27 protein-coding genes are annotated in these 23,958 nt (G+C 55.7%); 8 read left to right on the plus strand and 19 right to left on the minus strand.

The features are described 5' to 3' along the window. Positions 1 to 24: 24 nt before the first annotated feature. Complete coding sequence (gene fklB, locus AC0TNG_RS15200) at positions 25 to 645, minus strand: FKBP-type peptidyl-prolyl cis-trans isomerase (RefSeq protein WP_008502892.1); 621 nt, start codon at positions 643 to 645, stop codon at positions 25 to 27. A 233-nt stretch (positions 646 to 878) separates the two neighbouring features. On the opposite strand from fklB, the gene AC0TNG_RS15205 reads away from it, so the two are divergent. After that, the gene (locus tag AC0TNG_RS15205; protein ID WP_048989485.1) at positions 879 to 1,523 is read left to right on the plus strand and encodes an OapA family protein; all 645 of its coding nucleotides are present in this window, start codon (positions 879 to 881) and stop codon (positions 1,521 to 1,523) included. Positions 1,524 to 1,591: 68 nt separating this feature from the next. Here the strand turns inward: AC0TNG_RS15205 and rplI are convergent, their stop codons facing one another. From rplI to rpsF, 4 genes are read right to left on the minus strand one after another with little or no spacing between them, the layout of a single operon-like run. Beyond that, entirely contained in the window at positions 1,592 to 2,041 is a 450-nt protein-coding gene (gene rplI, locus AC0TNG_RS15210; protein WP_003856039.1) for a 50S ribosomal protein L9, read from the minus strand. Positions 2,042 to 2,082: 41 nt separating this feature from the next. Beyond that, entirely contained in the window at positions 2,083 to 2,310 is a 228-nt protein-coding gene (gene rpsR / locus AC0TNG_RS15215; RefSeq protein ID WP_000135199.1) for a 30S ribosomal protein S18, read from the minus strand. Between the two features lie 4 nt (positions 2,311 to 2,314). Beyond that, positions 2,315 to 2,629 carry a primosomal replication protein N gene (gene priB / locus AC0TNG_RS15220; protein ID WP_008502895.1) on the minus strand — a complete coding sequence of 105 codons (315 nt, stop codon included), beginning with the start codon at positions 2,627 to 2,629 and terminating at the stop codon, positions 2,315 to 2,317. A 6-nt stretch (positions 2,630 to 2,635) separates the two neighbouring features. Further along, a complete protein-coding gene (rpsF, locus tag AC0TNG_RS15225; RefSeq protein WP_014068637.1) occupies positions 2,636 to 3,031 on the minus strand; it encodes a 30S ribosomal protein S6 in 396 nt (131 codons plus the stop codon). A gap of 342 nt (positions 3,032 to 3,373) precedes the next feature. On the opposite strand from rpsF, the gene yjfY reads away from it, so the two are divergent. Further along, positions 3,374 to 3,649, plus strand: a complete 276-nt coding sequence (yjfY, locus tag AC0TNG_RS15230) for a DUF1471 family protein YjfY (protein ID WP_126545633.1) — start codon at positions 3,374 to 3,376, stop codon at positions 3,647 to 3,649. 139 nt (positions 3,650 to 3,788) lie between these two features. Here the strand turns inward: yjfY and AC0TNG_RS15235 are convergent, their stop codons facing one another. From AC0TNG_RS15235 to ulaA, 6 genes are read right to left on the minus strand one after another with little or no spacing between them, the layout of a single operon-like run. Next, a complete protein-coding gene (locus AC0TNG_RS15235; RefSeq protein WP_473712560.1) occupies positions 3,789 to 4,475 on the minus strand; it encodes an L-ribulose-5-phosphate 4-epimerase in 687 nt (228 codons plus the stop codon). Continuing rightward, positions 4,468 to 5,328 (minus strand): L-ribulose-5-phosphate 3-epimerase, encoded by an 861-nt coding sequence (locus AC0TNG_RS15240; protein ID WP_473712559.1) that lies wholly within the window; start codon positions 5,326 to 5,328, stop codon positions 4,468 to 4,470. Before AC0TNG_RS15240 ends, AC0TNG_RS15235 begins: the two co-directional genes overlap by 8 nt. A 9-nt stretch (positions 5,329 to 5,337) precedes the next feature. Next, positions 5,338 to 5,988, minus strand: a complete 651-nt coding sequence (gene ulaD / locus AC0TNG_RS15245; RefSeq protein WP_008502901.1) for a 3-keto-L-gulonate-6-phosphate decarboxylase UlaD — start codon at positions 5,986 to 5,988, stop codon at positions 5,338 to 5,340. 12 nt (positions 5,989 to 6,000) lie between these two features. Then, positions 6,001 to 6,468 (minus strand): PTS ascorbate transporter subunit IIA, encoded by a 468-nt coding sequence (gene ulaC / locus AC0TNG_RS15250; RefSeq protein ID WP_013095304.1) that lies wholly within the window; start codon positions 6,466 to 6,468, stop codon positions 6,001 to 6,003. Between the two features lie 9 nt (positions 6,469 to 6,477). Continuing rightward, positions 6,478 to 6,783: a PTS ascorbate transporter subunit IIB gene (gene ulaB, locus AC0TNG_RS15255; protein WP_126545636.1), complete on the minus strand. Its 306-nt coding sequence runs from the start codon at positions 6,781 to 6,783 to the stop codon at positions 6,478 to 6,480. 12 nt (positions 6,784 to 6,795) lie between these two features. Next, entirely contained in the window at positions 6,796 to 8,196 is a 1,401-nt protein-coding gene (gene ulaA / locus AC0TNG_RS15260; RefSeq protein ID WP_126545637.1) for a PTS ascorbate transporter subunit IIC, read from the minus strand. Positions 8,197 to 8,554: 358 nt separating this feature from the next. Here ulaA and ulaG point away from each other — a divergent pair, with 358 nt between their 5' ends. After that, complete coding sequence (gene ulaG, locus AC0TNG_RS15265) at positions 8,555 to 9,619, plus strand: L-ascorbate 6-phosphate lactonase (RefSeq protein ID WP_473712558.1); 1,065 nt, start codon at positions 8,555 to 8,557, stop codon at positions 9,617 to 9,619. 110 nt (positions 9,620 to 9,729) lie between these two features. Next, positions 9,730 to 10,485, plus strand: coding sequence for an HTH-type transcriptional regulator UlaR (gene ulaR, locus AC0TNG_RS15270; protein WP_024907324.1), 756 nt, complete (start codon positions 9,730 to 9,732; stop codon positions 10,483 to 10,485). Here the strand turns inward: ulaR and yjfP are convergent. After that, entirely contained in the window at positions 10,482 to 11,204 is a 723-nt protein-coding gene (yjfP, locus tag AC0TNG_RS15275; protein WP_473712557.1) for an esterase, read from the minus strand. The two genes, ulaR and yjfP, sit on opposite strands and share 4 nt — an antisense overlap. Before the next feature lie 137 nt (positions 11,205 to 11,341). Here yjfP and bsmA point away from each other — a divergent pair, with 137 nt between their 5' ends. From bsmA to AC0TNG_RS15290, 3 genes are all read left to right on the plus strand, one after another. Further along, on the plus strand, positions 11,342 to 11,671 hold the full coding sequence (gene bsmA / locus AC0TNG_RS15280) for a biofilm peroxide resistance protein BsmA (protein WP_024907326.1): 330 nt from the start codon (positions 11,342 to 11,344) through the stop codon (positions 11,669 to 11,671). A 136-nt stretch (positions 11,672 to 11,807) separates the two neighbouring features. After that, positions 11,808 to 12,095 carry a DUF1471 family protease activator YjfN gene (gene yjfN / locus AC0TNG_RS15285; RefSeq protein ID WP_032645202.1) on the plus strand — a complete coding sequence of 96 codons (288 nt, stop codon included), beginning with the start codon at positions 11,808 to 11,810 and terminating at the stop codon, positions 12,093 to 12,095. Positions 12,096 to 12,267: 172 nt separating this feature from the next. Next, on the plus strand, positions 12,268 to 14,199 hold the full coding sequence (locus AC0TNG_RS15290) for a methyl-accepting chemotaxis protein (protein WP_024907327.1): 1,932 nt from the start codon (positions 12,268 to 12,270) through the stop codon (positions 14,197 to 14,199). Here the strand turns inward: AC0TNG_RS15290 and AC0TNG_RS15295 are convergent. Continuing rightward, positions 14,196 to 15,818 carry an isovaleryl-CoA dehydrogenase gene (locus tag AC0TNG_RS15295; protein WP_290094338.1) on the minus strand — a complete coding sequence of 541 codons (1,623 nt, stop codon included), beginning with the start codon at positions 15,816 to 15,818 and terminating at the stop codon, positions 14,196 to 14,198. The genes AC0TNG_RS15290 and AC0TNG_RS15295 overlap by 4 nt on opposite strands. A 193-nt stretch (positions 15,819 to 16,011) precedes the next feature. On the opposite strand from AC0TNG_RS15295, the gene AC0TNG_RS15300 reads away from it, so the two are divergent. After that, positions 16,012 to 17,286 carry an MFS transporter gene (locus AC0TNG_RS15300; RefSeq protein WP_148770161.1) on the plus strand — a complete coding sequence of 425 codons (1,275 nt, stop codon included), beginning with the start codon at positions 16,012 to 16,014 and terminating at the stop codon, positions 17,284 to 17,286. A 90-nt stretch (positions 17,287 to 17,376) separates the two neighbouring features. Here AC0TNG_RS15300 and rlmB read toward each other — a convergent pair whose 3' ends face one another. The 6 genes from rlmB to hflC all read right to left on the minus strand — a co-directional run bounded on the left by rlmB (position 17,377) and on the right by hflC (position 23,956). Then, the gene (gene rlmB, locus AC0TNG_RS15305) at positions 17,377 to 18,111 is read right to left on the minus strand and encodes a 23S rRNA (guanosine(2251)-2'-O)-methyltransferase RlmB (RefSeq protein WP_048989501.1); all 735 of its coding nucleotides are present in this window, start codon (positions 18,109 to 18,111) and stop codon (positions 17,377 to 17,379) included. Between the two features lie 66 nt (positions 18,112 to 18,177). Further along, positions 18,178 to 20,622: a ribonuclease R gene (gene rnr, locus AC0TNG_RS15310; RefSeq protein WP_090419393.1), complete on the minus strand. Its 2,445-nt coding sequence runs from the start codon at positions 20,620 to 20,622 to the stop codon at positions 18,178 to 18,180. Between the two features lie 38 nt (positions 20,623 to 20,660). Further along, on the minus strand, positions 20,661 to 21,086 hold the full coding sequence (gene nsrR, locus AC0TNG_RS15315; RefSeq protein WP_463726495.1) for a nitric oxide-sensing transcriptional repressor NsrR: 426 nt from the start codon (positions 21,084 to 21,086) through the stop codon (positions 20,661 to 20,663). A 193-nt stretch (positions 21,087 to 21,279) separates the two neighbouring features. Next, complete coding sequence (locus tag AC0TNG_RS15320; protein ID WP_006178975.1) at positions 21,280 to 22,578, minus strand: adenylosuccinate synthase; 1,299 nt, start codon at positions 22,576 to 22,578, stop codon at positions 21,280 to 21,282. A 104-nt stretch (positions 22,579 to 22,682) separates the two neighbouring features. Beyond that, positions 22,683 to 22,880 (minus strand): DUF2065 domain-containing protein, encoded by a 198-nt coding sequence (locus AC0TNG_RS15325; RefSeq protein ID WP_003855996.1) that lies wholly within the window; start codon positions 22,878 to 22,880, stop codon positions 22,683 to 22,685. Positions 22,881 to 22,951: 71 nt separating this feature from the next. Further along, positions 22,952 to 23,956, minus strand: a complete 1,005-nt coding sequence (gene hflC / locus AC0TNG_RS15330) for a protease modulator HflC (protein ID WP_024907333.1) — start codon at positions 23,954 to 23,956, stop codon at positions 22,952 to 22,954. Positions 23,957 to 23,958 lie beyond the last annotated feature (2 nt).

The raw sequence follows: 23,958 nt of genomic DNA on the forward strand, positions 1-23,958 counted from the left end.
GGGAGAGGAAATAAGAAAATTCGATTACAGAATTTCCAGCAGCTCGACTTCAAAGACCAGGGTGCTGAATGGCGGGATGGACGCGCCAGCGCCGCGCTCGCCGTAGGCCAGGTTATGCGGGATAGTCAGTTCCCATTTGGAACCCACTGGCATCAGGGTCAGGGCTTCGATCCAGCCTGCGATAACGCCATTTACCGGGAACTCAGCCGGTTCGCCGCGCGCCACGGAGCTGTCGAAGACGGTACCGTCGATCAGCTTACCGGTGTAGTGCACGCGAACGTGGTCGGTACGCGCCGGGATTGCGCCGTCGCCCTGATTGATCACGCGGAACTGCAGACCGGATTCGGTGCTGTTCACGCCTTCACGTTCGCGGTTCTCTTCCAGATATTTCACACCTTCGGCGGCCATCTCTTCAAAGCGCGCACGACGCACGGCGTCAGCACGTTCGTGGATTTCACGCAGCGCACGGTGCACGACGTCAACCGGAACGGCAGGCTGTTTGCCTTCCAGCGCGTCAGCGATACCCGCCACCAGCGCTTCTGGTAACAGACCTTCCAGGCCGGATTCGCTCAGCTGCTGTCCTACCTGCAAGCCGATACCGTAACTTGCCTGCGCTTCGATAGTGTCAAAAGTCGGGGTGGTCATGGGTTTTCCTTCCATCACATTTAAAGTAGCGGGCAGCATATCAGCCATGCCCTTATGGGTAAAACTTTGTCTGAAGTTAAGGTGACAAACCGCGACGAAACAGAAACAATAGAGATAACCAGGATTAATCCCGAACTGATGTCACGGATGTCGGGTTTACTACGCCGTTCAGGCAGTTAGCAAACTATACTTCGGGGCACAGGATAAAAAATACGCGGAGCAGGAGGAGTGCCATGCCCGGGCGATTTGAACTGAAACCTACCCTGGCGAAAATCTGGCAGGCGCCGGACAATTTTCGCATCATGGACCCGCTGCCTCCTCTGCATCGCAGAGGGATCATCATTGGCGCACTGATGGTGATCGTGGGCTTCCTGCTTCCTTCCGGGGGCGATGATGTCGATACCGCACCCGTCACCCGCAATGCCCAACTGGACATTCAGTCGCAGACGCGGCCGCAGCCTGACGCACAGCCGATGCAGACGCAGCTCGTCTCCCCGTCTAACGATCCGGGTCAGGTTGCGCCGGTTGAGCCAGAGCCCATTCAGGATGAACAGCCGCAGGATCAAGCCGCCGCCCCGTCTCAGCCTCAGACGCAGCAGCCCACCGGCATTGAGCAACAGTGGCGCTCCTATCGCGTAGAGCCGGGCAAAACCCTGGCACAGCTGTTCCGCGACCACAACCTGCCGCCAACCGACGTGTATGCCATGGCGAAGGTGGAAGGTGCGGGTAAACCGCTCAGTAACCTGCAGAATGGTCAGATGGTACAGATTCGCCAGAATGCCAGCGGGGTGGTGACAGGGTTAACGATTGATACGGGAAGTGGACAACAGGTACTGTTTACCCGCCAGCCAGACGGCAGTTTTATCAGGGCGCGTTAAGAGCCCGGATCTCTAAAACGCAAAACGCCGGCACAAGGCCGGCGTTTCAACGTGAGCAGAGTAAAAAATTACTCAGCTACTACGTTAACAACCAGTTTAGCGAACACTTCGCTGTGAACCTGGAAGTCAACTTCGTGCTCACCAGTGGTACGCAGAACGCCGTTCGGCAGACGAACTTCGCTCTTAGCCACTTTAACGCCTGCAGCAGTTACTGCATCAGCGATATCGCGGGTACCGATGGAACCGAACAGTTTACCTTCGTCGCCAGCTTTAGACGCGATGGTAACAGTGCCCAGTGCGTTGATTGCTTCAGCGCGAGCGTTAGCAGCCGCCAGAACGTCAGCCAGTTTGGCTTCCAGTTCAGCGCGACGTGCTTCGAAAAACTCAACGTTTTTCTTAGTAGCTGGAACAGCTTTACCCTGTGGAACCAGGAAGTTACGTGCGTAACCCGCTTTAACGTTAACCTGATCACCCAGGCTGCCCAGGTTTGCTACTTTATCAAGCAGAATAACTTGCATTACCTTATCCTCTTAAAGTCGTATTAATGGACCGTGCCCGATTACTGATGACGATCAGTGTACGGCAGCAGGGACAGGTAGCGAGCGCGTTTGATAGCGCGAGCCAGCTGACGCTGGTATTTTGCACGAGTACCGGTGATACGGCTTGGGACAATCTTACCGCTTTCGGTGATGTAGTTTTTCAGCGTTGCGATATCTTTATAGTCGATCTCTTGAACGCCTTCCGCGGTGAAACGGCAGAACTTGCGACGACGGAAATAACGTGCCATATGGCTAGTCTCCAGAATCTATCAAATCAATCTGCTCGGCATGCAGAACCATTTTGCTCAGGCCGTTCTTTGCCTTGTGGCAAGAGATGAACCCCTGAACGATTACTGCGCTACCGACCGTTAAACTGTGAGTAATGGCCTGGTTTTCGTGTCCGCTAATAATAACGGGCATTTGGCACCACGCCTGCCGGTGAAACCCGGCTTCCTCTTGCACAGAACGATGCTCAAGCACGAACTGGCAATGCGGAATTCCTGATGGACTGACCTTTCGAAGGGGAGCCCTGCATACGATGCCGGACAACGCCAGACGGTTGGTCATCAGAAATTACTCTTCAGAATCCCCAGCATCAGAATCATCTGCGGTTTCGTTTGCGAAATCATCGCGACGCTCACGGCGCTCGTCTTTCGCTTTAACCATCGGAGATGCTTCGGTAACTGCGTTTTTGGTACGCATAACCATGCTGCGGATAACGGCATCGTTGAAGCGGAAGGTAGTTTCCAGCTCATCGATCACTTCCTGCGGCGCTTCAACGTTCATCAGAACGTAGTGTGCTTTGTGCAGTTTGTTGATCGGGTAAGCCAGCTGACGGCGGCCCCAGTCTTCCAGACGGTGGATCGTACCTTCTGCACCAGTGATGGCAGCAGAGTAACGCTCGATCATACCCGGAACCTGTTCGCTCTGGTCAGGATGGACCATAAAAACGATTTCGTAATGACGCATCGAATTGCTCCTTACGGATTATTCAGCCTCCTGTCTGGGTCAGCCGAGGCCCGGGGAGGCAAGGAACGTGTTAAAGGTCGGCTGAAAAATTGACGCGTCATAATACTTGCGCGCCCCTGGAAACTCAAGCTGATTGCACAAATAATTCGCACAAAGCGCGAAGCGGGTCTAAGTCGGTGATTTAAAATTCATCACACCGAGAAGCGTTGTTTTTTTGAACAACACCATCAGAAATGGTCACTCATCGCGCAGCGATAAGCGATTACACTTTAATCAGAGCCCATCCAACACTGAAGGAGAAGGACAAACCGTCACACAGCACGCAGTCGTGGAGCGCATATCATGAAAAAAATCGCAATTACCGTACTGGCTGCGCTTTTGCTCAGTGCAAACGCAATGGCAGCCATCAAGATAGACGGCCGACAGGCCAGAAATATGGATGATGTGCAAAGCTTAGGCGTAATCTATATCAATCATAATTTCGCCACGGAAAGTGAAGCAGATCAGGCACTCAATGAAGAAACCGATGCCCAGGGTGCAACCTATTATCACGTGATGTTAACCCGTGAGCCCGGCAGCAACGGCAACATGCACGCCAGTGCAGATATTTACCGATAACGCTTTAACGCTAGCACCAGGAAAGCCAACAAAGAGAACATAGCCATAGTTTGACTTGCCCCCTGCCCGGGGGCTTTTTTTGTGAATGGCTCCGGAATACCACCGGTTACAACTGTTTTTGGTATTCCAGAGCACTTATTCACTTCTGCCCGTAGTAGGCATTCGGGCCGTGCTTGCGCATAAAATGCTTGTTCATCAGGTAATCATCAATGCCCTGTAGCTGTGGGTTGATGCCGCGGGCAATCCACGCCATTTTGGCCACCTCTTCCATCACCACAGCATTATGTACCGCGTCGTGAGCATCTTTACCCCAGGCGAATGGACCATGCTGATACACCACAATCCCCGGCGTATGCAGCGGTTCACTTTCGCCCAGCGTGTCGATAATCACCTTCCCGGTGTTGAGCTCGTACTCGCCTTCCACTTCAGCCTGCGTCAATGCGCGCGTGCAGGGAATATCGCCAAAGAAGTAGTCCGCATGCGTCGTCCCAAGTGCCGGTATGGGCAGCCCCGCCTGTGCCCAGGCCGTCGCGTGAGTGGAGTGGGTATGCACCACGCCGCCAAGGGACGGATAACGCCGGTACAGCGCCAGATGCGTGGCCGTATCAGAAGAGGGACGCCATTTTCCCTCCACGACGTTTCCGTCGAGATCCACCACCACCATATCGTCTGCTTTCATGGTGTCATACGCCACACCGCTCGGCTTGATCACGACCAGACCTTGCTCGCGATCGATAGCGCTCACGTTGCCCCAGGTAAACGTGACCAGACCATAGCGCGGCAGATCCATGTTGGCTTCAAAGACCTGCTGTTTAAGCTTAAGCATGTTCAGCCTCCAGCAATCCCGCCCGCGCCATACGTTCGCGCACCCAGTCCCGCGCTTTCACGACTTCGGCAGCCGGGTCGGCTGACGTTTCGCTCCACATCTCAATCAGGTAAGGCCCGCAATAACCCGTCTGTTTGAGCGTTTCAAAGCACCGTTCGAAATCCACCACCCCGGTGCCGAACGGAACATTTTTGAATACGCCTGGACGGGTATCTTTGACGTGCACCGCCACGATATGACCGACGCCCGCCTGCAGCTCCATCTGTACATCGTTATCCCATGCCGACAGGTTGCCGATATCAGGATAAAGCTGGAACCACGGGTTATTCAGATAGTGCGCGTAGCCCAGCGCCTTGCTGATGGAGTTCATCAACGGGTAGTCCATGATCTCCATCGCCAGCGTGACCTGCGCACGGCTGGCCATCTCAACGCTCTCCTTCAGCCCGTCACGGAAACGACGGCGCGTTTCGTCATTGGCTTCCTGGTAATAAACGTCATAACCCGCCAGCTGGATCACGCGGATACCCACGTCCTGCGCAAAGCGAATGGCTTTACGCATGATCTCCAGCCCCTGAGCGCGCACAGCATCGTCTTCACTGCCGAGAGGGAACCGCCGGTGGGCACTCAGGCACATCGACGGCACGCGTACCCCCGTTTCGGCGATGGCGCTCACCAGTGCGAGCCGCTGTTCACGGCTCCAGTCGAGACGAGAGAGGCGTTCGTCCGTCTCATCCACGGACATTTCGACAAAATCGAAGCCCAGCTGTTTTGCCAGCTGTAACCGCTCCAGCCAGCACTCCCCCACAGGGAGTGCCTTTTCATAGATGCCAAGCGGGACCTGTTTGGACAACATACCCGCTCCTTAGCCCCAAAGCTGAGCGATTGAGCGTTTGAACTGACGCGCCGCTTCCACCGGAGACGCCGCATCACGAATGCTGCGACCGGCAATAAAGACGTGAATCGGAATGCCCTTGAACAGCGGCAGATCTTCCAGCGCCAGACCGCCGGTGACGGTGACTTTGAAGCCCATATCCGCCAGACGTTTGATCGCGCTGATATCCGCTTCACCCCACGCCACGCCTGCAGCCTGCGCATCACGGCTGCGGTGGTAAACCACCTGCTGAATGCCCGCGTCACGCCACTCCTGCGCCTGCTCCCAGGTCCAGAAGCCGGTCAGTTCAATCTGCACGTCGCCGTTAAACTCTTTTGCCACGTCCAGCGCGCCTTTCGCGGTGTTGATATCTGCACAGCAGATCACGGTGACCCAGTCAGCATTCGCTTCGAAGCACATGCGGGAAAGAATTTTGCCTGCATCGGCGATCTTGGCATCCGCCAGCACGATTTTATGCGGATATAGGGCCTTCAGGTCGCGAACGGCGCGAACGCCCTCACCCACGCACAGAATAGTGCCCACTTCGATGATGTCCACTTCTTCCGCGATCAGACGGGTAGTTTCGTAAGCGTGGGACAACGTTTGGTTATCCAGCGCAACCTGCAACATGGGTAATGACATTTTCAATTCCTCTTAGACTGCCGCCGCAGTGGCGTTATCAATTAAATCCAGCACTTCCTGCTCGGTACGGCAGGCGCGTAAACGGTCAAAATTTGCTTCATCATCAAACAGATTGACGATCTGCATGATGCCCACCTCCTGGTGGGTGTTGGCATCCACGGCGGCCATGGTGATCAGGATGTCGACCGGGTCGTTATCTTCATGGTTAAACACCAGCGGCGTTTTCAGCGTCACAAGGGCAAAGCCGGTTTTTTTCACGCCCTCTTCAGGGCGGCCGTGCGGCATGGCCAGGCCTGGCGCAATCACAAAGTAAGGGCCGTGCTGCGCCACGCCATCAAGAATGGCCTGGTAGTAACGCGGCTCGACAACGTCAGCCTTAACCAGCAGATCCACGCTCAGCTTCACCGCCTCCTGCCAGGTGCTGGCCTCAGCCTGTAAAAGGATGGAGTTATTCTCTGCCAGCGAATCACGTAGTTTCATATCGCGTCCTTACTTCACGTCTTGTGGGAAGTGCTCTTTGATCACTTCCAGCAGTTTTGGTCCGAAATCCGCAGGCGACAGCATGTTGCGCACGCCCACCACGAATTTATTGCCCGACACGCTGATTTCGCCGGCGATATGAGTAGAGGCGATGATAATGTCGGCGCCGTTCAGCTCACTTTTGTATTCACCCACTGCGCAGCTGTTCACCGTGTGGTCGATGTTGGACTGGGTTAAAAACTGGTCCACTTTCATCTTCATGATCATGGAGCTGCCTTGCCCATTACCACACACAGCCAGGATACGTACGGTCATAATCGAAACTCCTTAATGAGCAGAGACTTCTGCTGTTTGTTTTTCCGCATCTTCTTCAGCTCGCAGAGAACGGCCAGCGAAGAACATATAAGCCAGAGCAATCAGGATGATGACGGCCATAAAGACCAGTCCGACGGAGGCAAAGCCCTGCATCATCGGCGGTGCCAGAATTGACCAGTCCGCCATGCCCATCCAGGCGCTCATACCGGTGAGCTTCACCGCCCACACGCAGCCAAAGATTTCCACCATGCCCATGACCAGGCAGATCTTGAGCGCCGCGCGCCAGCCGCCGAAGTGGTTAGCGAAGACGCCGATGGTGGCGTTGGAGAAGAACATCGGGATAAAGCCAGGAATAATCAGGATTGAGGAGCCGCAGCCGACCAGGATGCCTACCGCAATCAGCTGGCCGATGGTGCCCCACATAAAGCCCCAGACCACCGCGTTTGGCGCGAAGCTGTAGATGGCCGCACAGTCAATCGCCAGCACCGCGCCTGGGATCAGGCGCTGGGAAATACCGTTGAAGGCTTCCGACAGTTCGGCGACAAACATACGCACGCCCTGAGTGATGATGAAAATGGCCACCGCGAAGGAGAAGCCGGTCTGCAGGATATAGACCGTCCAGTGGGTTTTACCCGCCATCGCCTGAACGACGTCAATGCCGAAGGAAAGCAAAATGGCGCCGAAGAAGATGGTCATCACAATCGCGGTAGAAACGATGTTGTCGTGGAAGATATTCAGCCAGCCAGGCAGCTTGAGGTCTTCAACGCTCTCTTCTTTTTTGCCCAGGTACGGCGCAACTTTATAGGCAATCCAGGAGGCAAACTGCTGCTGATGGCCGATGGAGAAGCCGCAGCCGTCAGTCACTTCCTGAGTCGGCTTGTACATCATGTTGGAGGTGATACCCCAGTAGAGCGAGACCAGCACCGCGGTGCAGATAATCGTGGTCCACATTGGGTAGCCGAAGATATAGAGAGAAACCGCGATCAGCCCCGCCTGCTGGAACATGATGTGGCCGGTGAGCATGATGGTGCGAATGCCGGTAATACGGCGTAGCAGAACATAGATGATGTTCAGGGCCAGGGCGAGCAGTACCGCATACCCCACCCAGCTATAGGCATCACCCATGCGTTCAATGGTCGCCATCATTGAGGCGTAAGTGTCAGAGATGGCACCGTTGATGCCATACACTTCGGACATTTTGGCGACGACCGGCTTAAAGGTGCTGGTCAGAATGCCTGACCCCGCCTGCAACAGCATGAAACCGATAATGGTTTTGATGGTGCCTTTAATAATCACGCTGACGCTTTTGCGCAGCAGGATATAACCCAGACACGTCACGATACCCAGCAGCAGCGGGGCGTTGGTCATTACCTGATTAAAGAACACGGTAAAGACGTTGTAGAGGATCTCCATAACTCTCTCCAGAAATGAGAACACGAGGGGCAATCCCTGTGTGGTTGGTGTCATCACTCTATTAATCACAAATAATCACCACAAGATTGCATTTGATTATTTGTGACGTATCACGCAATTTATTTCCATGGTGTTAGTAATGATTTTCACTACCGTACATGATAAATAAATTAATCTTTATAATTCATGCAATTAATGTTTAATACTGGATAGTCTAACAAGGAATAAGTTCAGAGTACGTGAAGTTGCGCAGATAAAATTCCGCATTTTTGCCATTGCAAAGCGCGTCAAATGGTGCCAGCATAAATCACAACAAATCACCATGTGATTACTTTTGATTAAACCAGGAGTCAAAACGATGAGTAAAGTGAACACCATCACCCGTGAGTCATGGATTCTGAGCACCTTCCCGGAATGGGGCAGCTGGCTGAATGAAGAGATCGAGCAGGAACAGGTTGCTCCTGGCACGTTTGCAATGTGGTGGCTGGGCTGTACCGGTATCTGGCTGAAATCAGAAGGTGGTGCCAACATCTGCGTCGATTTCTGGTGCGGCACCGGCAAGCAGAGCCACGGCAACCCGCTGATGAAAAAAGGCCATCAGATGCAGCGCATGGCGGGCGTAGAAAAACTGCAGCCGAACCTGCGTACCACACCGTTTGTGCTCGATCCGTTTGCCATTCGCCAGATCGACGCCGTCCTTTCTACTCACGATCACAACGATCATATCGACGTGAACGTGGCGGCTGCGGTGATGCAAAACTGTGCTGACGATGTGCCGTTTATCGGGCCACAGACCTGCGTGGATCTGTGGATCGGCTGGGGCGTGCCGAAAGAGCGCTGCATCGTGATGAAGCCTGGGGACGTGGTGAAAATTAAAGATATTGAAATTCACGCGCTGGACGCCTTTGACCGTACAGCACTGATCACCCTGCCTGCCGATCAGAAAGCCGCGGGTGTACTGCCGGACGGTATGGATGAGCGCGCGGTTAACTATCTGTTTAAAACCCCTGGCGGCTCCCTGTACCACAGCGGCGACTCTCACTACTCCAACTACTACGCGAAGCACGGTAACGAGCATCAGATTGACGTGGCGCTGGGCTCCTACGGCGAGAACCCGCGCGGTATTACCGACAAAATGACCAGCGCCGACATGCTGCGCATGGCGGAAGCGCTGAATACCAAAGTGGTGATTCCGTTCCACCACGATATCTGGTCAAACTTCCAGGCCGATCCGCAGGAGATCCGCGTGCTGTGGGAAATGAAAAAAGACCGCCTGAAGTATAGCTTCAAGCCGTTCATCTGGCAGGTCGGCGGCAAGTTCACCTGGCCACTGGACAAAGATAATTTCGAATATCACTACCCACGTGGTTTCGATGATTGCTTCACCATTGAGCCAGACCTGCCGTTCAAGTCCTTCCTCTGATTGTGCAGCCGCATCGCCAGACATGATGTCTGGCGATGTCATATTTCTTTTAGTAATTTCACGCTATTTCAAATATCATCTTTTCAAATCAATTCTTATCGGAATAGCTCATGACGGAAGCGCAACGGCATCAAATTCTCCTGGAACTCCTGGCGCAAACCGGGTTTATCACCGTCGAGAAAGTGATCGAACGTTTAGGCATCTCCCCGGCAACGGCGCGGCGGGATATCAACAAGCTGGATGAAAGCGGCAAGCTGAAAAAGGTCCGCAACGGCGCGGAAGCGATCAGCCAGCAGCGCCCTCGCTGGTCTCCGATGAATATTCATCAGGCGCAGAATCATGATGAAAAAGTGCGGATTGCCAGAGCCGCATCGCAGCTGGTGAATCCCGGCGAGAGCGTGGTCATCAACTGCGGCTCCACGGCGTTTCTGCTGGGCCGTGAAATGTGCGGCAAGCCGGTGCAAATCATCACCAACTACTTACCGCTCGCCAACTATCTCATCGACCAGGAGCATGAGAGCGTGGTGATCATGGGCGGGCAGTACAACAAAAGCCAGTCCATCACCCTTAGCCCTCAGGACAGCGAAAACAGTCTCTATGCCGGGCACTGGATGTTTACCAGTGGCAAAGGCCTGACGGCAGATGGCCTGTATAAAACCGATATGCTGACCGCGATGGCGGAGCAAAACATGCTTAACGTTGTGGGCAAGCTCGTTGTGCTGGTCGACAGCAGCAAAGTGGGCGAGCGCGCAGGGATGTTATTCAGCCGTGCCGAACAGATCGACATGGTGATCACCGGCAAAGGCGCCAACCCTGAGATCCTCCAGAAGCTGGAAGATCAGGGCGTAAAAGTGCTGCGCGTTTAAAGGTGCTGGCGGAAAAACGCTACCGTGGCATCCAGCGCCGTTGGCGTGATGCGGTGGCGGACGCCCGGTTCCCACAGACAGGTCAGATTACCGTCCAGTCCTGCATTCATTAACGCCTGCTGCAGGCGGAAGGTTCCCTCGGGCGGGACCACATCATCCGCGTCACCGTGCCACAGCAGCAGCGGGCGATCTGCCACGCGCGGCAATGCCCGGGTCACGTCCCACTCTTCGAGCGTCGCGGTGATTTCCGTTAAATCCTGGGGAGGAAAAAGCGTCTTCGCCAGCGACGTAAAATAGCCCGAGCCCATCAGACAGGCGACAGACTTCACTTCAGGATGATGCGTCATAATCCCCAGCGCCGTCATACCGCCCATCGACGCCCCAGCCACGGCCAGACGATTGTCGGCCACCTGCCCTGCCTCATACAGCGCATCACGCAGCCCGGCAAACTCGGTCAGACTCCCGTGCAGAATGTGCCAGAACTGCCCAAGACGCGCCTGTTCGTTACCCAAAAAGCGTGCACCGTGGTCGGGTGCATCCGGCATCACTACCCGAAACCCCGCCTGCGCCAGCGCGACGGCAAAATAACTGTAAACCAGCTTGGATGAGGTAAACCCATGATAAAAAAACACAACAGGCAGCGGTTTATCACGTTTACCCGCTGGCATCGCGTGTAAAATTTCATGGTCGCCGAGGTGGCGTATTTCAATTTCAATCATTGTCGACCCTGTGCGAATGTATGATTCATAATGTTGAGAACTGGGTTACGCTTTCACGTCATTTTCATTCGAAATATACGTCCCAGATAACACTTCGGGAACATTCCCCCAAAACTAAATTCACAGACAACTACACTATGGCTATCAGGAAACGAGATATGGTTATGCGCAGGTTTGCTGCTTTATTGCTGGTGTTTCTGCTCAGTGGCTGTAGCGCGCTGCAGGGAACGCCGCAACCCGCTCCACCGGTCGCCGATCATCCGCAGGAGATTCGTCGTAATCAGACGGAAGGATTACAACGAATGGGCACCATCTCCGCGCTGGTTCGCGGCTCTCCGGATGACGCAGAAGCGGCAATAAAAGCACAGGCCGTCGCCGCCAAAGCAGATTATTACGTCATCATTATGATCGACGAAACCATCATAACGGGACAGTGGTATTCCCAGGCCATTTTGTACCGGAAATAATGGTTTACCTTTGAACGAGATTTACACTGCTTTGCGTCCATAGACATTTTCCTGTCCACAATAAACTCCATGCCCGCGTCAATGGAAGGGAGTTTATTTGCGAAGGATTGCCCGGCGGATACCGGATATATGTGAAATGGAGCTGACGATGAAACGAACTCTTGCTTTGACCTCACTGTTGCTCTCAGCAGGCCTGCTGAGCACCACCGCGCAGTCAGCAGAATTCGCCAGTGCTGATTGTGTGACTGGCCTGAATGAGATTGGCCAGATCTCCGTGAATAATATCTCGGGGAGCCCGCAAGACGTTGAACGTGTCGTGGCATTAAAGGCCGATGAGCAGGGTGCTTCATGGTATCGCATCATCCAGATGCAAGAAGATAACCATATCGACCACTGGCGGGTACAGGCCATTCTCTACGTGTAATCTCCCTCCTGATAAAAGCCACTTATTTTTAGTGGCTTTTCGTTTTTGCAAATTTTTTATCTTATAAAAAACAAAACAAGAACAATAAAATAACATTTTGTTACATTAATTCAGTAAACGTAATCCCCGCTCTGCCGTTGAAGAACCATACCTTTTCAATGATGAGCAATTTATGATCAACATTTTTCGCCGCGCAGGCCTGGGTGCGAAGCTGTCGCTGCTTACGGGCGTCAGTGTCGCCACGCTGTTTCTGCTTTTCACTTTTCTGCTCAGCCAAAAAGCCAGCCAGCAGCTTGAAGCCCTTGCGGTAGAAGATCTGCATAATCAGTCCACCGGTATGGTCGACATGGTGCAGATGTTTAACACCAGCCTGAGTGAAGAGGTTGAGAGCTATACCCGTCTGTTCACCACCTTTTTACCGCAGCCCCTGAACATTGATGCTTCCCAAACCCAGACAATTAACGGGCTCAGCGTTCCGCTTCTGAAAGGCGGAGATACCGGGCTGCATGAAAACAACACGCTTTCGGACGCGTTCCTGAACCGTACGGGAGCCATTTCGACGCTGTTTGTACGCAGCGGTAACGACTTTGTTCGCGTAGCCACTTCCCTGCGTAAAGAGAACGGCGAGCGGGCAATGGGTACCGTTCTGGATAACGCCAGCCCGGCCTTTGCCGCCGTCAACAAAGGTGAAGTCTACCGCGGCCTGGCGCTGCTGTTTGGCAAACGCTACATCACCCAGTACCAGCCGGTTAAAGACGCCGAAGGACAGGTCATTGCGATCGTCTTTGTCGGGGTGGACATCACCCACTCCTGGAACGTCATGCGTGAGAAAATCCTCAACCGCCGCCTGGGCGAGAGCGGTCACTTCTTCGTGCTGGATCGCAGCAACGGCAAAACGCGCGGGCAATACCTTTTCCACGCCAGCGAAGAGGGAAAACTGCCGAAGTGGGACGGCACGACGCAGCAACAGCTTCTGAGTGATAAACCCGGCACGCTGGAGCGCGTAAGCGACGACGGCCGCACGCTGAAAATGGCTTATACCCCGCTGCCAGGCTGGAACTGGACTATCGTGGGTGAAGTGGATAAATCGGTGCTGCTCTCAAGCGTCACCGCCATGCGCGACGGTTTCCTCCTCGCCGGTACGGCATTGTCCATCCTGTTTGCTGGCCTGTTCGTGGTCCTGATTCGCCGCGTGCTGACCCGACCACTGCGCAATGTGATCCATCTTGCCCGGCAATATGCCGCAGGGGATCTCCGTTCCAGCCTGCCCGTGACGCGTCAGGACGAAGTCGGCCAGCTGATCGACGCCATCAACGGCATCGGTGGCGGCCTGCAAAAAATTGTCCTGCAGGTCCGCGAGGCCGCAGGTGAGATCCATTCAGGCACCAACGCGCTAGCCGCCGATACGGGCGAAATTTCAGAGCAGATCAACAAGCAGGCCAGCAGCGTGGAAGAGACCTCCGCCAGCATGGAGCAGCTGGCCGCCACCGTACAGCAAAATGCCGCCAACATGGAGCAAACGCAGCAGCTGGTGGGTGAAACCTCGCTCGCGGTTCATCAGGGCGGTGAGACGGTCACCCACGCGGTGTCGACCATGGACGACATTCGCGAAGCGTCAAAACGCATCGCAGACATCACGCGCGTGATCGAGTCCATTGCTTTTCAGACCAATATCCTGGCGCTGAATGCGGCCGTGGAAGCGGCTCGCGCGGGCGAGCACGGTAAAGGGTTTGCGGTCGTCGCGCAGGAAGTTCGCGCCCTGGCGGGACGCAGCGCTAACGCGGTGAAGGAGATTGAACAGCTGATTGGCGATACGCTCAGAAAAGTCAGTGAGGGTCATGCGCTGTCTGAACAGACGCGCCTGGCGATGGATGACATCATCATTCATATCGATAACATCAGCCAGCTGGTCACCGAGATTAACCATGCCTCACGCGAGCAGTCCGCCGGAATCGGTCAGGTGAACCTCGCCATGACCCACATTGGCGAAGCGTCGCATATCAATGCCGATCGCATCTCACGCAGCGAACAAACGGCTCAAACGCTGCGCGAGAAGGGTTCACACCTGGCTCAGTTGGTGAGCCTGTTCCAGCTAAAAGGCTAGCCGACTCTGCCCGTCGCACGCAGCAGCAGGTCACTTTGCACCTGCTCGCTCATCACCGTTCCGCCACGGGTATCCAGCATCATGCGGCACCACGCCTGCGCCACCGGAGGCGATGCGTGCCGCAGCATTTCGCTCCCGGCACTCAGCAAGAAAAGCTGCTGCGCGATCTCCCGCCCCTGCGCCTCCTGCGGTTTACGCAGTTTTTGCTGAAGCTGTCGCCAGCTGCGGTCGAAGTGTCTGTCCTGCCCTTTGACCTGTGCAAACTCATCGGCAAGCCGATCGTGTATACCCGGCTGCTTCGCCAGCACGCGCAGCACGTCCAGGCACATGATGTTGCCGGACCCTTCCCAGATGCTGTTCACCGGCATCTCGCGATACAGGCGGGGAAGTTCGCTCTCCTCGCAGTACCCGACTCCCCCCAGCACCTCCATCGCTTCAGCGACAAACGGGATGCCCGCTTTACACACGCTAAATTTGGCGGCCGGGGTAAACAGCCGTGCCCATGCCGCCTCCTGCGGATCCGCGCGTTTATCCCACGCCCGCGCCAGGCGGAACAGCAGCGCCGTTTGTCCCTCCAGCACCAGCGCCATCCGGCTTAACACTTCGCGCATGAGCGGCTGATCGATAAGATTTTTGCCGAAGGTCTGACGCTGATGCGCATGATACAGCGCCACCGAGAGCGCCCGACGCATCAGTCCGTGGCTGCCCAGCGCGCAGTCAAAGCGCGTCAGGCCGCCCATTTTGAGGATCTGCCGTACCCCTTCGCCTTCTTCCCCCAGCAGCCAGCCGGAGGCATCAAGGAATTCCACCTCGCTGCTGGCGTTGGAGCGGTTCCCGAGCTTGTCCTTAAGGCGCTCCAGCCGGACGGCGTTGCGCTGCCCGTCAGGTAAAAAGCGCGGCACAAAAAAGCAGGATAGTCCGCCCTTCGCCTGCGCCAGCACGAGATGCGCATCGCTTTGCGGGACGGAGAAAAACCATTTATGTCCCACCAGCCTATAACTGCCGTCGCTGCATTTTTCCGCCCTGGTGGTGTTGCTCAGCACGTCCGAGCCGCCCTGCTTTTCCGTCATCCCCATACCGATCAGCAGGCCGCGCTTTTGCGCGCCGGGCGCAAGATGAGGATCGTAGCGATCGCTGAGCAGCGGCGTCAGCCAGTCGTGAAAGGGTTTGGGGAGCGCCTGCTGCAGGAGCGGTGTCGCGGCAAACGTCATGGTGACAGGGCACAGCGTGCCCGCCTCCACCTGAGCATGAAGCACAAAGCGTGCGGCCCGCGCGACAAACGCCCCTTTACGCGCCTCCTCTTCCCACGCCAGGTTATGCACGCGGTTGGCACACAGGCCCTGCATCAGCAGGTGCCATGCCGGGTGAAAGCGGACGTCATCCAGCCGCTCTCCGGTGGCGTCATAGCGGAGTAGCTCCGGCGGATTCACGTTCGCCAGCCTGCCCAGCTCCAGCGATTCCGCCGTACCCAGCTGCTGACCAATGCTGGCGAGGAGTTCGATATCCCACTCGGCCCCTTCACGCGCGACCGCATCGCGCAGGGCGCAGTCCGAGAGGAAAAGGTTACTGTTGGAAAGCGGTGCAGGTTGATTGAAAACGGTATGGGTCTGCCAGTGCATGCTGTCTCCCTCCTTCAGTGGCAATGACGATAAGTATGGACAGACCGCGCACACGCTGCATGGGAGGGGAGTCACACGTTCACGATCCCGCTGATATCATTCGTGAAATAGCTCACAGAACATAAGAATAAACTATTTCATGACTTCGCTTTTGTTGAATAATTTATTCTTACCCTTTTCAGTGAGGATCGTTATGCAACCGGATGCGCACAAGCGAGCATTAATTGCCGGCTCCATTGGTAACTTTATCGAGTGGTATGAGTTTGCGGTCTACGGTTTTCTGGCGACCGTCATTGCGAAGAACTTCTTCCAGCTTGAAGGGGAGGCGGGGCTCACCAGCCTGATCCTCACCTACGCCTCGTTTGCCATCGCCTTCTTCTTCCGCCCGCTGGGTGCGGTGGTGTTTGGCCGCATCGGCGACCGGATTGGCCGTAAGCCGACGCTCATTATTGTGCTGGTGCTGATGACGCTCGCTACCGCCGCCATCGGCATTGTGCCGGTCTATGCCAGCATCGGGATTGCCGCGCCGCTCATTATTACGCTGCTGCGCATCCTGCAGGGACTGTTCGCGGGCGGTGAGTACGGCGGTGCGGTCTCGCTGATGACGGAGTTTGCCCCGCGCGGCAAGCGTGGGCTCTATGGCGCGTGGCAGTCGTTTACCGTGGCGCTGGGGCTGTTAGCGGGTGCAGGCATCGTGGCGCTGCTCTCTGCCCTCCTCACGCCGGAAGCCCTGCACGACTGGGGCTGGCGCATTCCTTTCTTCCTGGCGCTGCCCATGGGCGTCGTTGCGCTGTGGCTTCGTGTCAGTATGGAAGAGACACCCAGCTTTGTGCAGCAGCAGGATAAACCGGTTGTCGCTCAGGCAGATACTGCCGCCACGCTCCGGGCCATCGCGATGGGGATTGGGCGCGTAATGGTCTGGTCTGCGGCGGGGTACACTTACCTGGTGATTATGCCGACCTATCTGCAGTCGGCGCTGCATACCGGGTTTAACCAGGCGCTGCTTATAGCGGTGATTTCGAATATTGGTTTTGCACTCACCATCATTCCGTCGGGGATCCTGAGCGACCGGATCGGGCGCCGCACGGTGATGATTATCGCCACCGCGCTGCTGCTGATCCTCGCCCTGCCGCTGCTGAAAATTCTTCAGGCAGAGTCGAGTACGCTGGCGGTGAAGGCTGTTGTGGTGTTGATTGCGGGCGGTCTGGTCGGCATGCTGGCAGGGCCAGGCCCGGCAATGCTATCTGAGATGTTCCCGACGCGCGTGCGCTATACGGGGCTGGGGCTGGCCTACTCGTTATCGAACGCGATTTTCTCGGGATGCGCAGGGCTGATTATTACCGGGCTGATTAAGCAGACGGGCAACCTGGATATTCCGGCGTATTACGTGATGGCGACGGCGGTAGTGAGTATTTTCGCGCTGATGACGCTAAGGAAGGATGACCATTTGCGGTCGTTAGAGGAGTGAGTTTGTCACCGTCTGGTGCCCTCACCCCGGCCCTCTCCCACGGGGAGAGGGAGAAAACACAAAAGGCCGTCCTGTGGACGGCCTTGCTGTTTATTCTCCCCGCTGACGCACCGCTTCAAACAGGCAGATACCCGTCGCAACAGAAACGTTCAGGGACGACACGCTGCCCGCCATTGGGATGCTGATCAGCTCGTCACAGTGCTCGCGGGTCAGACGACGCATGCCTTCGCCTTCTGCCCCCATCACCAACGCCAGACGGCCGGTCATTTTGCTCTGGTACAGAGTATGATCCGCTTCACCGGCGGTACCGACGATCCAGATGTTCTCTTCCTGCAGCAGACGCATGGTGCGCGCCAGGTTGGTCACGCGGATCAGCGGAACGTTTTCCGCCGCGCCGCAGGCCACTTTCTTCGCCGTCGCGTTCAGCTGCGCGGAGCGATCTTTCGGCACGATCACCGCGTGCACGCCCGCCGCATCGGCGCTACGCAGGCACGCGCCGAGGTTGTGCGGATCGGTAACGCCATCGAGGATCAGGAAGAACGGATTATCCAGCTCGGCAATCAGATCCGGCAGATCGTTTTCCTGATACTGACGGCCCGGCTTCACGCGGGCAATAATGCCCTGGTGAACCGCACCGTCACTTTTCTCATCCAGAAACTGGCGGTTCGCCAGCTGGATCACCACGCCCTGCGCTTCCAGGGCGTGGATCAGCGGCATCAGACGCTTATCTTCACGCCCTTTCAGAATAAACACTTCCTGAAAACGCTCCGGTGCGCGCTCGAGAAGGGCCTGCACCGCGTGGATGCCGTAAATCATTTCACTCATTGATGGTTCTCGTAAAAAGTATTTCCCCTCTCCCGGTTAGGGAGAGGGTCAGGGTGCGGGGAGACTTTACTCCGCCTGCTTTTTCTTGGCCGCGCGCTTCGCTTTGGTGGCAGCCGCTATTTTCTGCGTTTTCGCGGACGGTTTTTTCGCTGAACGGGCTTCTTTCTTCGCCGCCTTCGGCTTCTGTTTCTTCTCGCCGCGGAACGCGCTGTCCGGCTCGAAGTTTACCTTCTTGCCCGCCTGACGACGTTTACCGCCGCCCGGTTTACCGTTACCGGTTTTTTTCGCCCTTTCACGCTCGGTTTTCCCGACGTTACGCGGCGCACGCTCGCTGGAGATCAGGCTGAAGTCGATCTTACGGTCATCCATATTCACGGCTTCAACCTTCACTTCCACACGGTCGCCCAGACGATAGGTCTGGCCGCCAGATTCGCCAATCAGTCGCTGACCGACCTGGTCGAAGCGGTAGTAGTCGTTATCCAGGCTGGAGACGTGCACCAGACCGTCGATGAACAGCTCGTCCAGACGAACGAAGAAACCAAAGCCGGTCACGCTGGCAATCACGCCTTTAAAGACGTTACCCACCTGATCGAGCATAAAGTCACACTTCAGCCAGTCCGCCACGTCACGTGTTGCTTCATCAGCACGACGTTCGGTCATGGAGCAGTGCTGACCCAGCTGCAGCATCTCTTCCATCGAATAGTGGTAGCCACCGGTTTCGGTGGTGTTCCCTTTATGGCCCTGCTCCTGCGCCAGCAGATACTTGATCGCACGGTGCAGAGAGAGGTCAGGATAGCGACGGATCGGCGAGGTAAAGTGGGCGTAAGACTGCAGCGCCAGGCCGAAGTGACCGCGGTTTTCCGGATCGTAAATCGCCTGCTTCATTGAGCGCAGCAGCATCGTCTGCAGCATTTCTGCGTCAGGACGATCGCCAATGGACTCCAGCAGCTCGGCGTAATCGCGCGGCTCTGGCTTGTTACCGCCAGGCAGCTCCAGACCCAGTTCGGCCAGCACGGAGCGGAACGCGGTGATGGCTTCCGTCGACGGTTTATCGTGAATACGGAACAGCGCAGGCTCTTTGGCTTTCTCGACGAATCGTGCCGCTGAGATGTTCGCCAGAATCATACACTCTTCGATCAGCTTGTGCGCATCGTTACGCTGGGTCTGCTCGATACGCTCAATGCGGCGTTCCGCGTTGAAAATGAATTTCGCTTCTTCACTCTCAAAGGAGATCCCGCCGCGCTCTTCGCGCGCCTGATCCAGCGTTTTGTAGAGGTTATGCAGCTCTTCGATGTGTTTAACCAGCGGCGCGTACTGTTCGCGCAGATCCTGGTCGCCCTGCAGCATATGCCAGACCTTGGTATAGGTCAGACGCGCGTGCGAGCTCATCACTGCTTCGTAGAACTTGTAGCCGGTTAAGCGCCCTTTGGTGGAGATGGTCATCTCGCAAACCATACAGAGGCGGTCAACCTGCGGGTTCAGGGAGCACAGGCCGTTAGACAGCACTTCCGGCAGCATCGGCACGACCTGGGACGGGAAGTAGACCGAGGTACCGCGGCTGCGCGCTTCGTTATCCAGCGGAGTGTGCGGACGAACATAGTAGCTTACGTCTGCAATAGCGACCCACAGACGCCAGCCGCCGCCTCGTTTTTTCTCGCAGTAGACGGCGTCATCGAAGTCGCGGGCGTCTTCACCGTCGATAGTGACCAGCGGCAGGGAGCGCAGATCTACGCGGCCCGCTTTGGACTCTTCCGGCACTTCTTCGCGCAGGCTTTCGATCTGCTCTTCAACCGCTTTCGGCCAGATGTACGGAATTTCATGGGTACGCAGCGCCATATCAACGGCCATTGTGGTGCCCATGTTGTCGCCAAGCACTTCGACGATTTTACCTACCGCTTTAGTGCGACGGGTTGGGCGCTGGGTGAGTTCCACCACCACAACAAAGCCCATGCGGGCGCCCATCACCTCTTCAGGTGGGATCAGAATGTCGAAGCTCAGACGGCTGTCGTCCGGCACCACGAAGCCCACGCCCGCGTCGGTAAAGTAGCGGCCAACGATCTGGCTGGTTTTTGGCACCAGAACGCGTACCACGCGCGCTTCGCGGCGACCTTTACGGTCAGCGCCCAGCGGCTGCGCCAGGATCTGGTCGCCGTGAATGCACATTTTCATCTGTTCAGATGAGAGGTACAGATCGTCCTTACGGCCTTCCACGCGCAGGAAGCCGAAGCCATCGCGGTGACCAATGACGGTCCCTTTCAGCAGATCGAGACGTTCTGGCAGCGCGTAGCACTGGCGGCGGGTAAAGACCAGCTGCCCGTCACGCTCCATTGCGCGCAGGCGGCGGCGAAGGGCTTCAATTTGCTCTTCACCTTCAATGTTCAGTTCAACGGCAAGTTCTTCACGATTGGCGGGTTTTTCGCGTTTTGTTAAGTGTTCAATGATGAACTCGCGGCTGGGGATAGGATTCGCGTATTTTTCGGCTTCGCGTTCCTGGAAAGGATCTTGTGACATGTCGGTTCCTCCGTTGTCAGCTCCGGTGGAAATTTTCTTCATTCCACCAGCAATAATTTATAAAGCGGTTGATTCTCTTCAACCAAATCGGCCAGCGTGTAGTTATCCAGTTCCTTGAGAAAACTTTGCACGGCCTTTGAAAGCGCCTTTTTCAGGCGGCAAGCGGGCGTGATGTGGCAGAACTCGCTGCTGCAGTTCACCAGAGACAGCGGCTCCAGTTCACGTACCACGTCGCCCACACGAATACTCTGTGCCGGTTTACCGAGACGGATCCCACCATTCTTCCCGCGGACGGCAGCAACGTATCCGGCACGACTAAGTTGATTGATTATTTTGACCATATGATTACGGGATACGCCGTAGACCTCTGTAACTTCAGAGATACTGGTCATCTTCCCCTCGGGTAACGACGCCATGTAAATCAGCGCACGTAAGCCGTAATCGGTGAAACTTGTTAACTGCACATCAACCTCAGGAAAAAAGGGAAAACGCGGTCAAACCGCAGAGATATTCATTAATGATGATAAACCAGCCAGATAGTTAGCGGCTAATTTATTTGACAGACGGGGCGAAAAAGCGGAGATCCAGGAGCGTTCGCCGGATGGCGCTACGCTTATCCGGCCTACGGGTCACCCCGCAGGCCAGCATTCACGAAGATTATGCGTCGAACGGGTCGCGCAGGATCATCGTTTCAGTACGATCCGGGCCGGTAGAAATAATATCGATCGGCACTTCGGTCAGTTCTTCAATACGCTTGATGTAATCCAGCGCCGCCTGCGGCAGGCCGCTACGCTCTTTCACACCGAAAGTGGTCTCAGACCAGCCCGGCATGGTTTCGTAGATTGGCTCAATGCCTTCCCAGTCGTCAGCTGCCAGCGGAGTGGTGGTCACTTCGCGGCCGTCTGGCATACGGTAGCCTACGCAGATTTTCACTTCTTTCAGGCCGTCCAGTACGTCCAGCTTGGTCAGGCAGAAGCCAGAGAGGGAGTTGATCTGCACTGCACGACGCACGGCAACCGCATCCAGCCAGCCGGTACGACGACGACGACCGGTGGTCGCGCCAAACTCGTTACCCTGCTTGCACAGGAACTCGCCGGTTTCATCAAACAGCTCGGTCGGGAATGGACCCGCACCCACGCGAGTGGAGTACGCTTTGATGATGCCCAGAACGTAATCCACATAACGTGGACCCAGGCCAGAGCCGGTCGCCACGCCACCTGCAGTGGTGTTAGAGGAGGTAACGTACGGATAGGTACCGTGGTCGATGTCCAGCAGCGTACCCTGCGCGCCTTCGAACATGACGAAATCGCCACGCTTGCGCGCCTGGTCCAGCAGATCGGACACATCAACAACCATACCGGTCAGAATGTCAGCAATCGCCATGACGTCATCCAGCACTTTCTGGTAGTCAACAGCGTCAGCTTTGTAGAAGTTCACCAGCTGGAAGTTGTGATATTCCATCACTTCTTTCAGTTTTTCAGCGAAGGTTGCTTTGTCGAAGAGGTCGCCTACGCGCAGACCGCGGCGCGCAACTTTATCTTCGTAAGCCGGGCCGATGCCACGACCGGTGGTACCGATCGCTTTCGCACCGCGCGCTTTCTCACGCGCGACGTCCAGCGCCACGTGATAATCCAGGATCAGCGGGCAGGCTTCGGAGAGCAGCAGACGCTCACGAACAGGGATACCACGGTCTTCCAGACCTTTCATCTCTTTCATCAGCGCAGCAGGAGACAGCACAACGCCGTTACCGATGATGCTGGTGACGTTTTCGCGAAGAATGCCTGATGGAATAAGATGGAGGACGGTTTTTTCACCGTTGATTACGAGAGTATGGCCTGCGTTGTGACCGCCCTGGTAGCGTACAACATATTTAGCCCGTTCAGTCAGAAGATCAACAATCTTCCCTTTACCTTCGTCACCCCATTGGGTGCCCAGTACGACGACGTTGTTACCCATTTTTTTCAAAATCACCGTTTGCTTAAAAATGGATTCTACCATCGCTTTTTCAGATATACAGCACTTTTTGACCTCAAAATACGCCGATTGCGCCTACTTTTTGATCAGCCAATCGTTTTCCTCAACATGTAGTAGATCACGATGCCCGCAACCACAAGACCACCGCCAAAACGACGCAAAATATTATCCGGCAGTTGGCTCATCGTGGCGATCATTCGACGCCAGGCGCGTGGATAGAGCATCGGTCCAAGGCCTTCCAGCACCAGGACCAAAGCCAGTGCGAGCCAGATCGTTGAATTCATTTTTATTCCTTATAAAAGAAAACCACCGCTCCGTTAAGAGCGGTGGTTTGAATACTCAAACGAGCCTGAGTTTATCGCGTTGCGTTAGTCGGCGTCTTCATATAACGGAAGAAATCGCTGTCCGGGCTGAGCACCATCACATCCTGGTTGCTCTGGAAGCTATTCTCGTAAGCACGCAGGCTACGGATAAAGGCGTAGAAGTCAGGATCCTGGCTGAAAGCATCAGCGAACAGCTTCGCCGCTTCGGCATCACCTTCACCGCGCAGGATACGGCCCTGGCGCTCTGATTCCGCCAGCGTCTTGGTGACTTCGTAATCCGCTGCTGCACGCAGCTTCTCAGCCTCTTCCTGGCCCTGTGAACGGTGACGACGGGCTACCGCTTCACGCTCGGCGCGCATACGGTTGTAAATCGCCTCAGACACTTCTGCTGGCAAGTTGATCTGCTTGATACGCACGTCAACCACTTCGATACCCAGCGCAGCCATACTGTTCGGGTTGATCACCGGCACTTTACCGTTGGTCTCCGCCTGAACGCGTTCAGCCGCTTTGGCAATCGCATCATCTGCTGCCGGGGTTGAAACTTCGTCTTCCGTGCCCGCGGTACCGGAGTTCAGGGCATCGCGAACTTCCAGGGTCAGACGACCACGGGAGTCGGTCACGATGTCTTTCACATCCAAACGACCAATCTCGGAACGCAGACGGTCAGAGAACTTACGCTTCAGCAGCACTTCTGCCTGAGAAACGTCACCGCCGCCCGTTGCCAGGAAGTAACGGCTGAAATCGCTGATACGCCATTTGATATAGGAATCAACGATCAGGTCTTTCTTCTCTTTGGTCACGAAACGGTCAGCCTGGTTATCCATGGTCTGGATACGCGCATCAAGCGTTTTCACTGACTGAATGAACGGCACCTTGAAGTGCAGGCCCGGCTCGTAAATTACCGGGCGTTTGTCGCCATCACGCACGACGCTGCTGAACTGGAACTTGATCCCACGCTCGCCTTCTTTCACCACAAAGATCGAGGTATAAAGCACGACCAGTACGATGACGATGATCGCAATAACTGACTTACGCATCC

It is taken from the genome of Enterobacter sp. PL_is514, assembly GCF_055816715.1.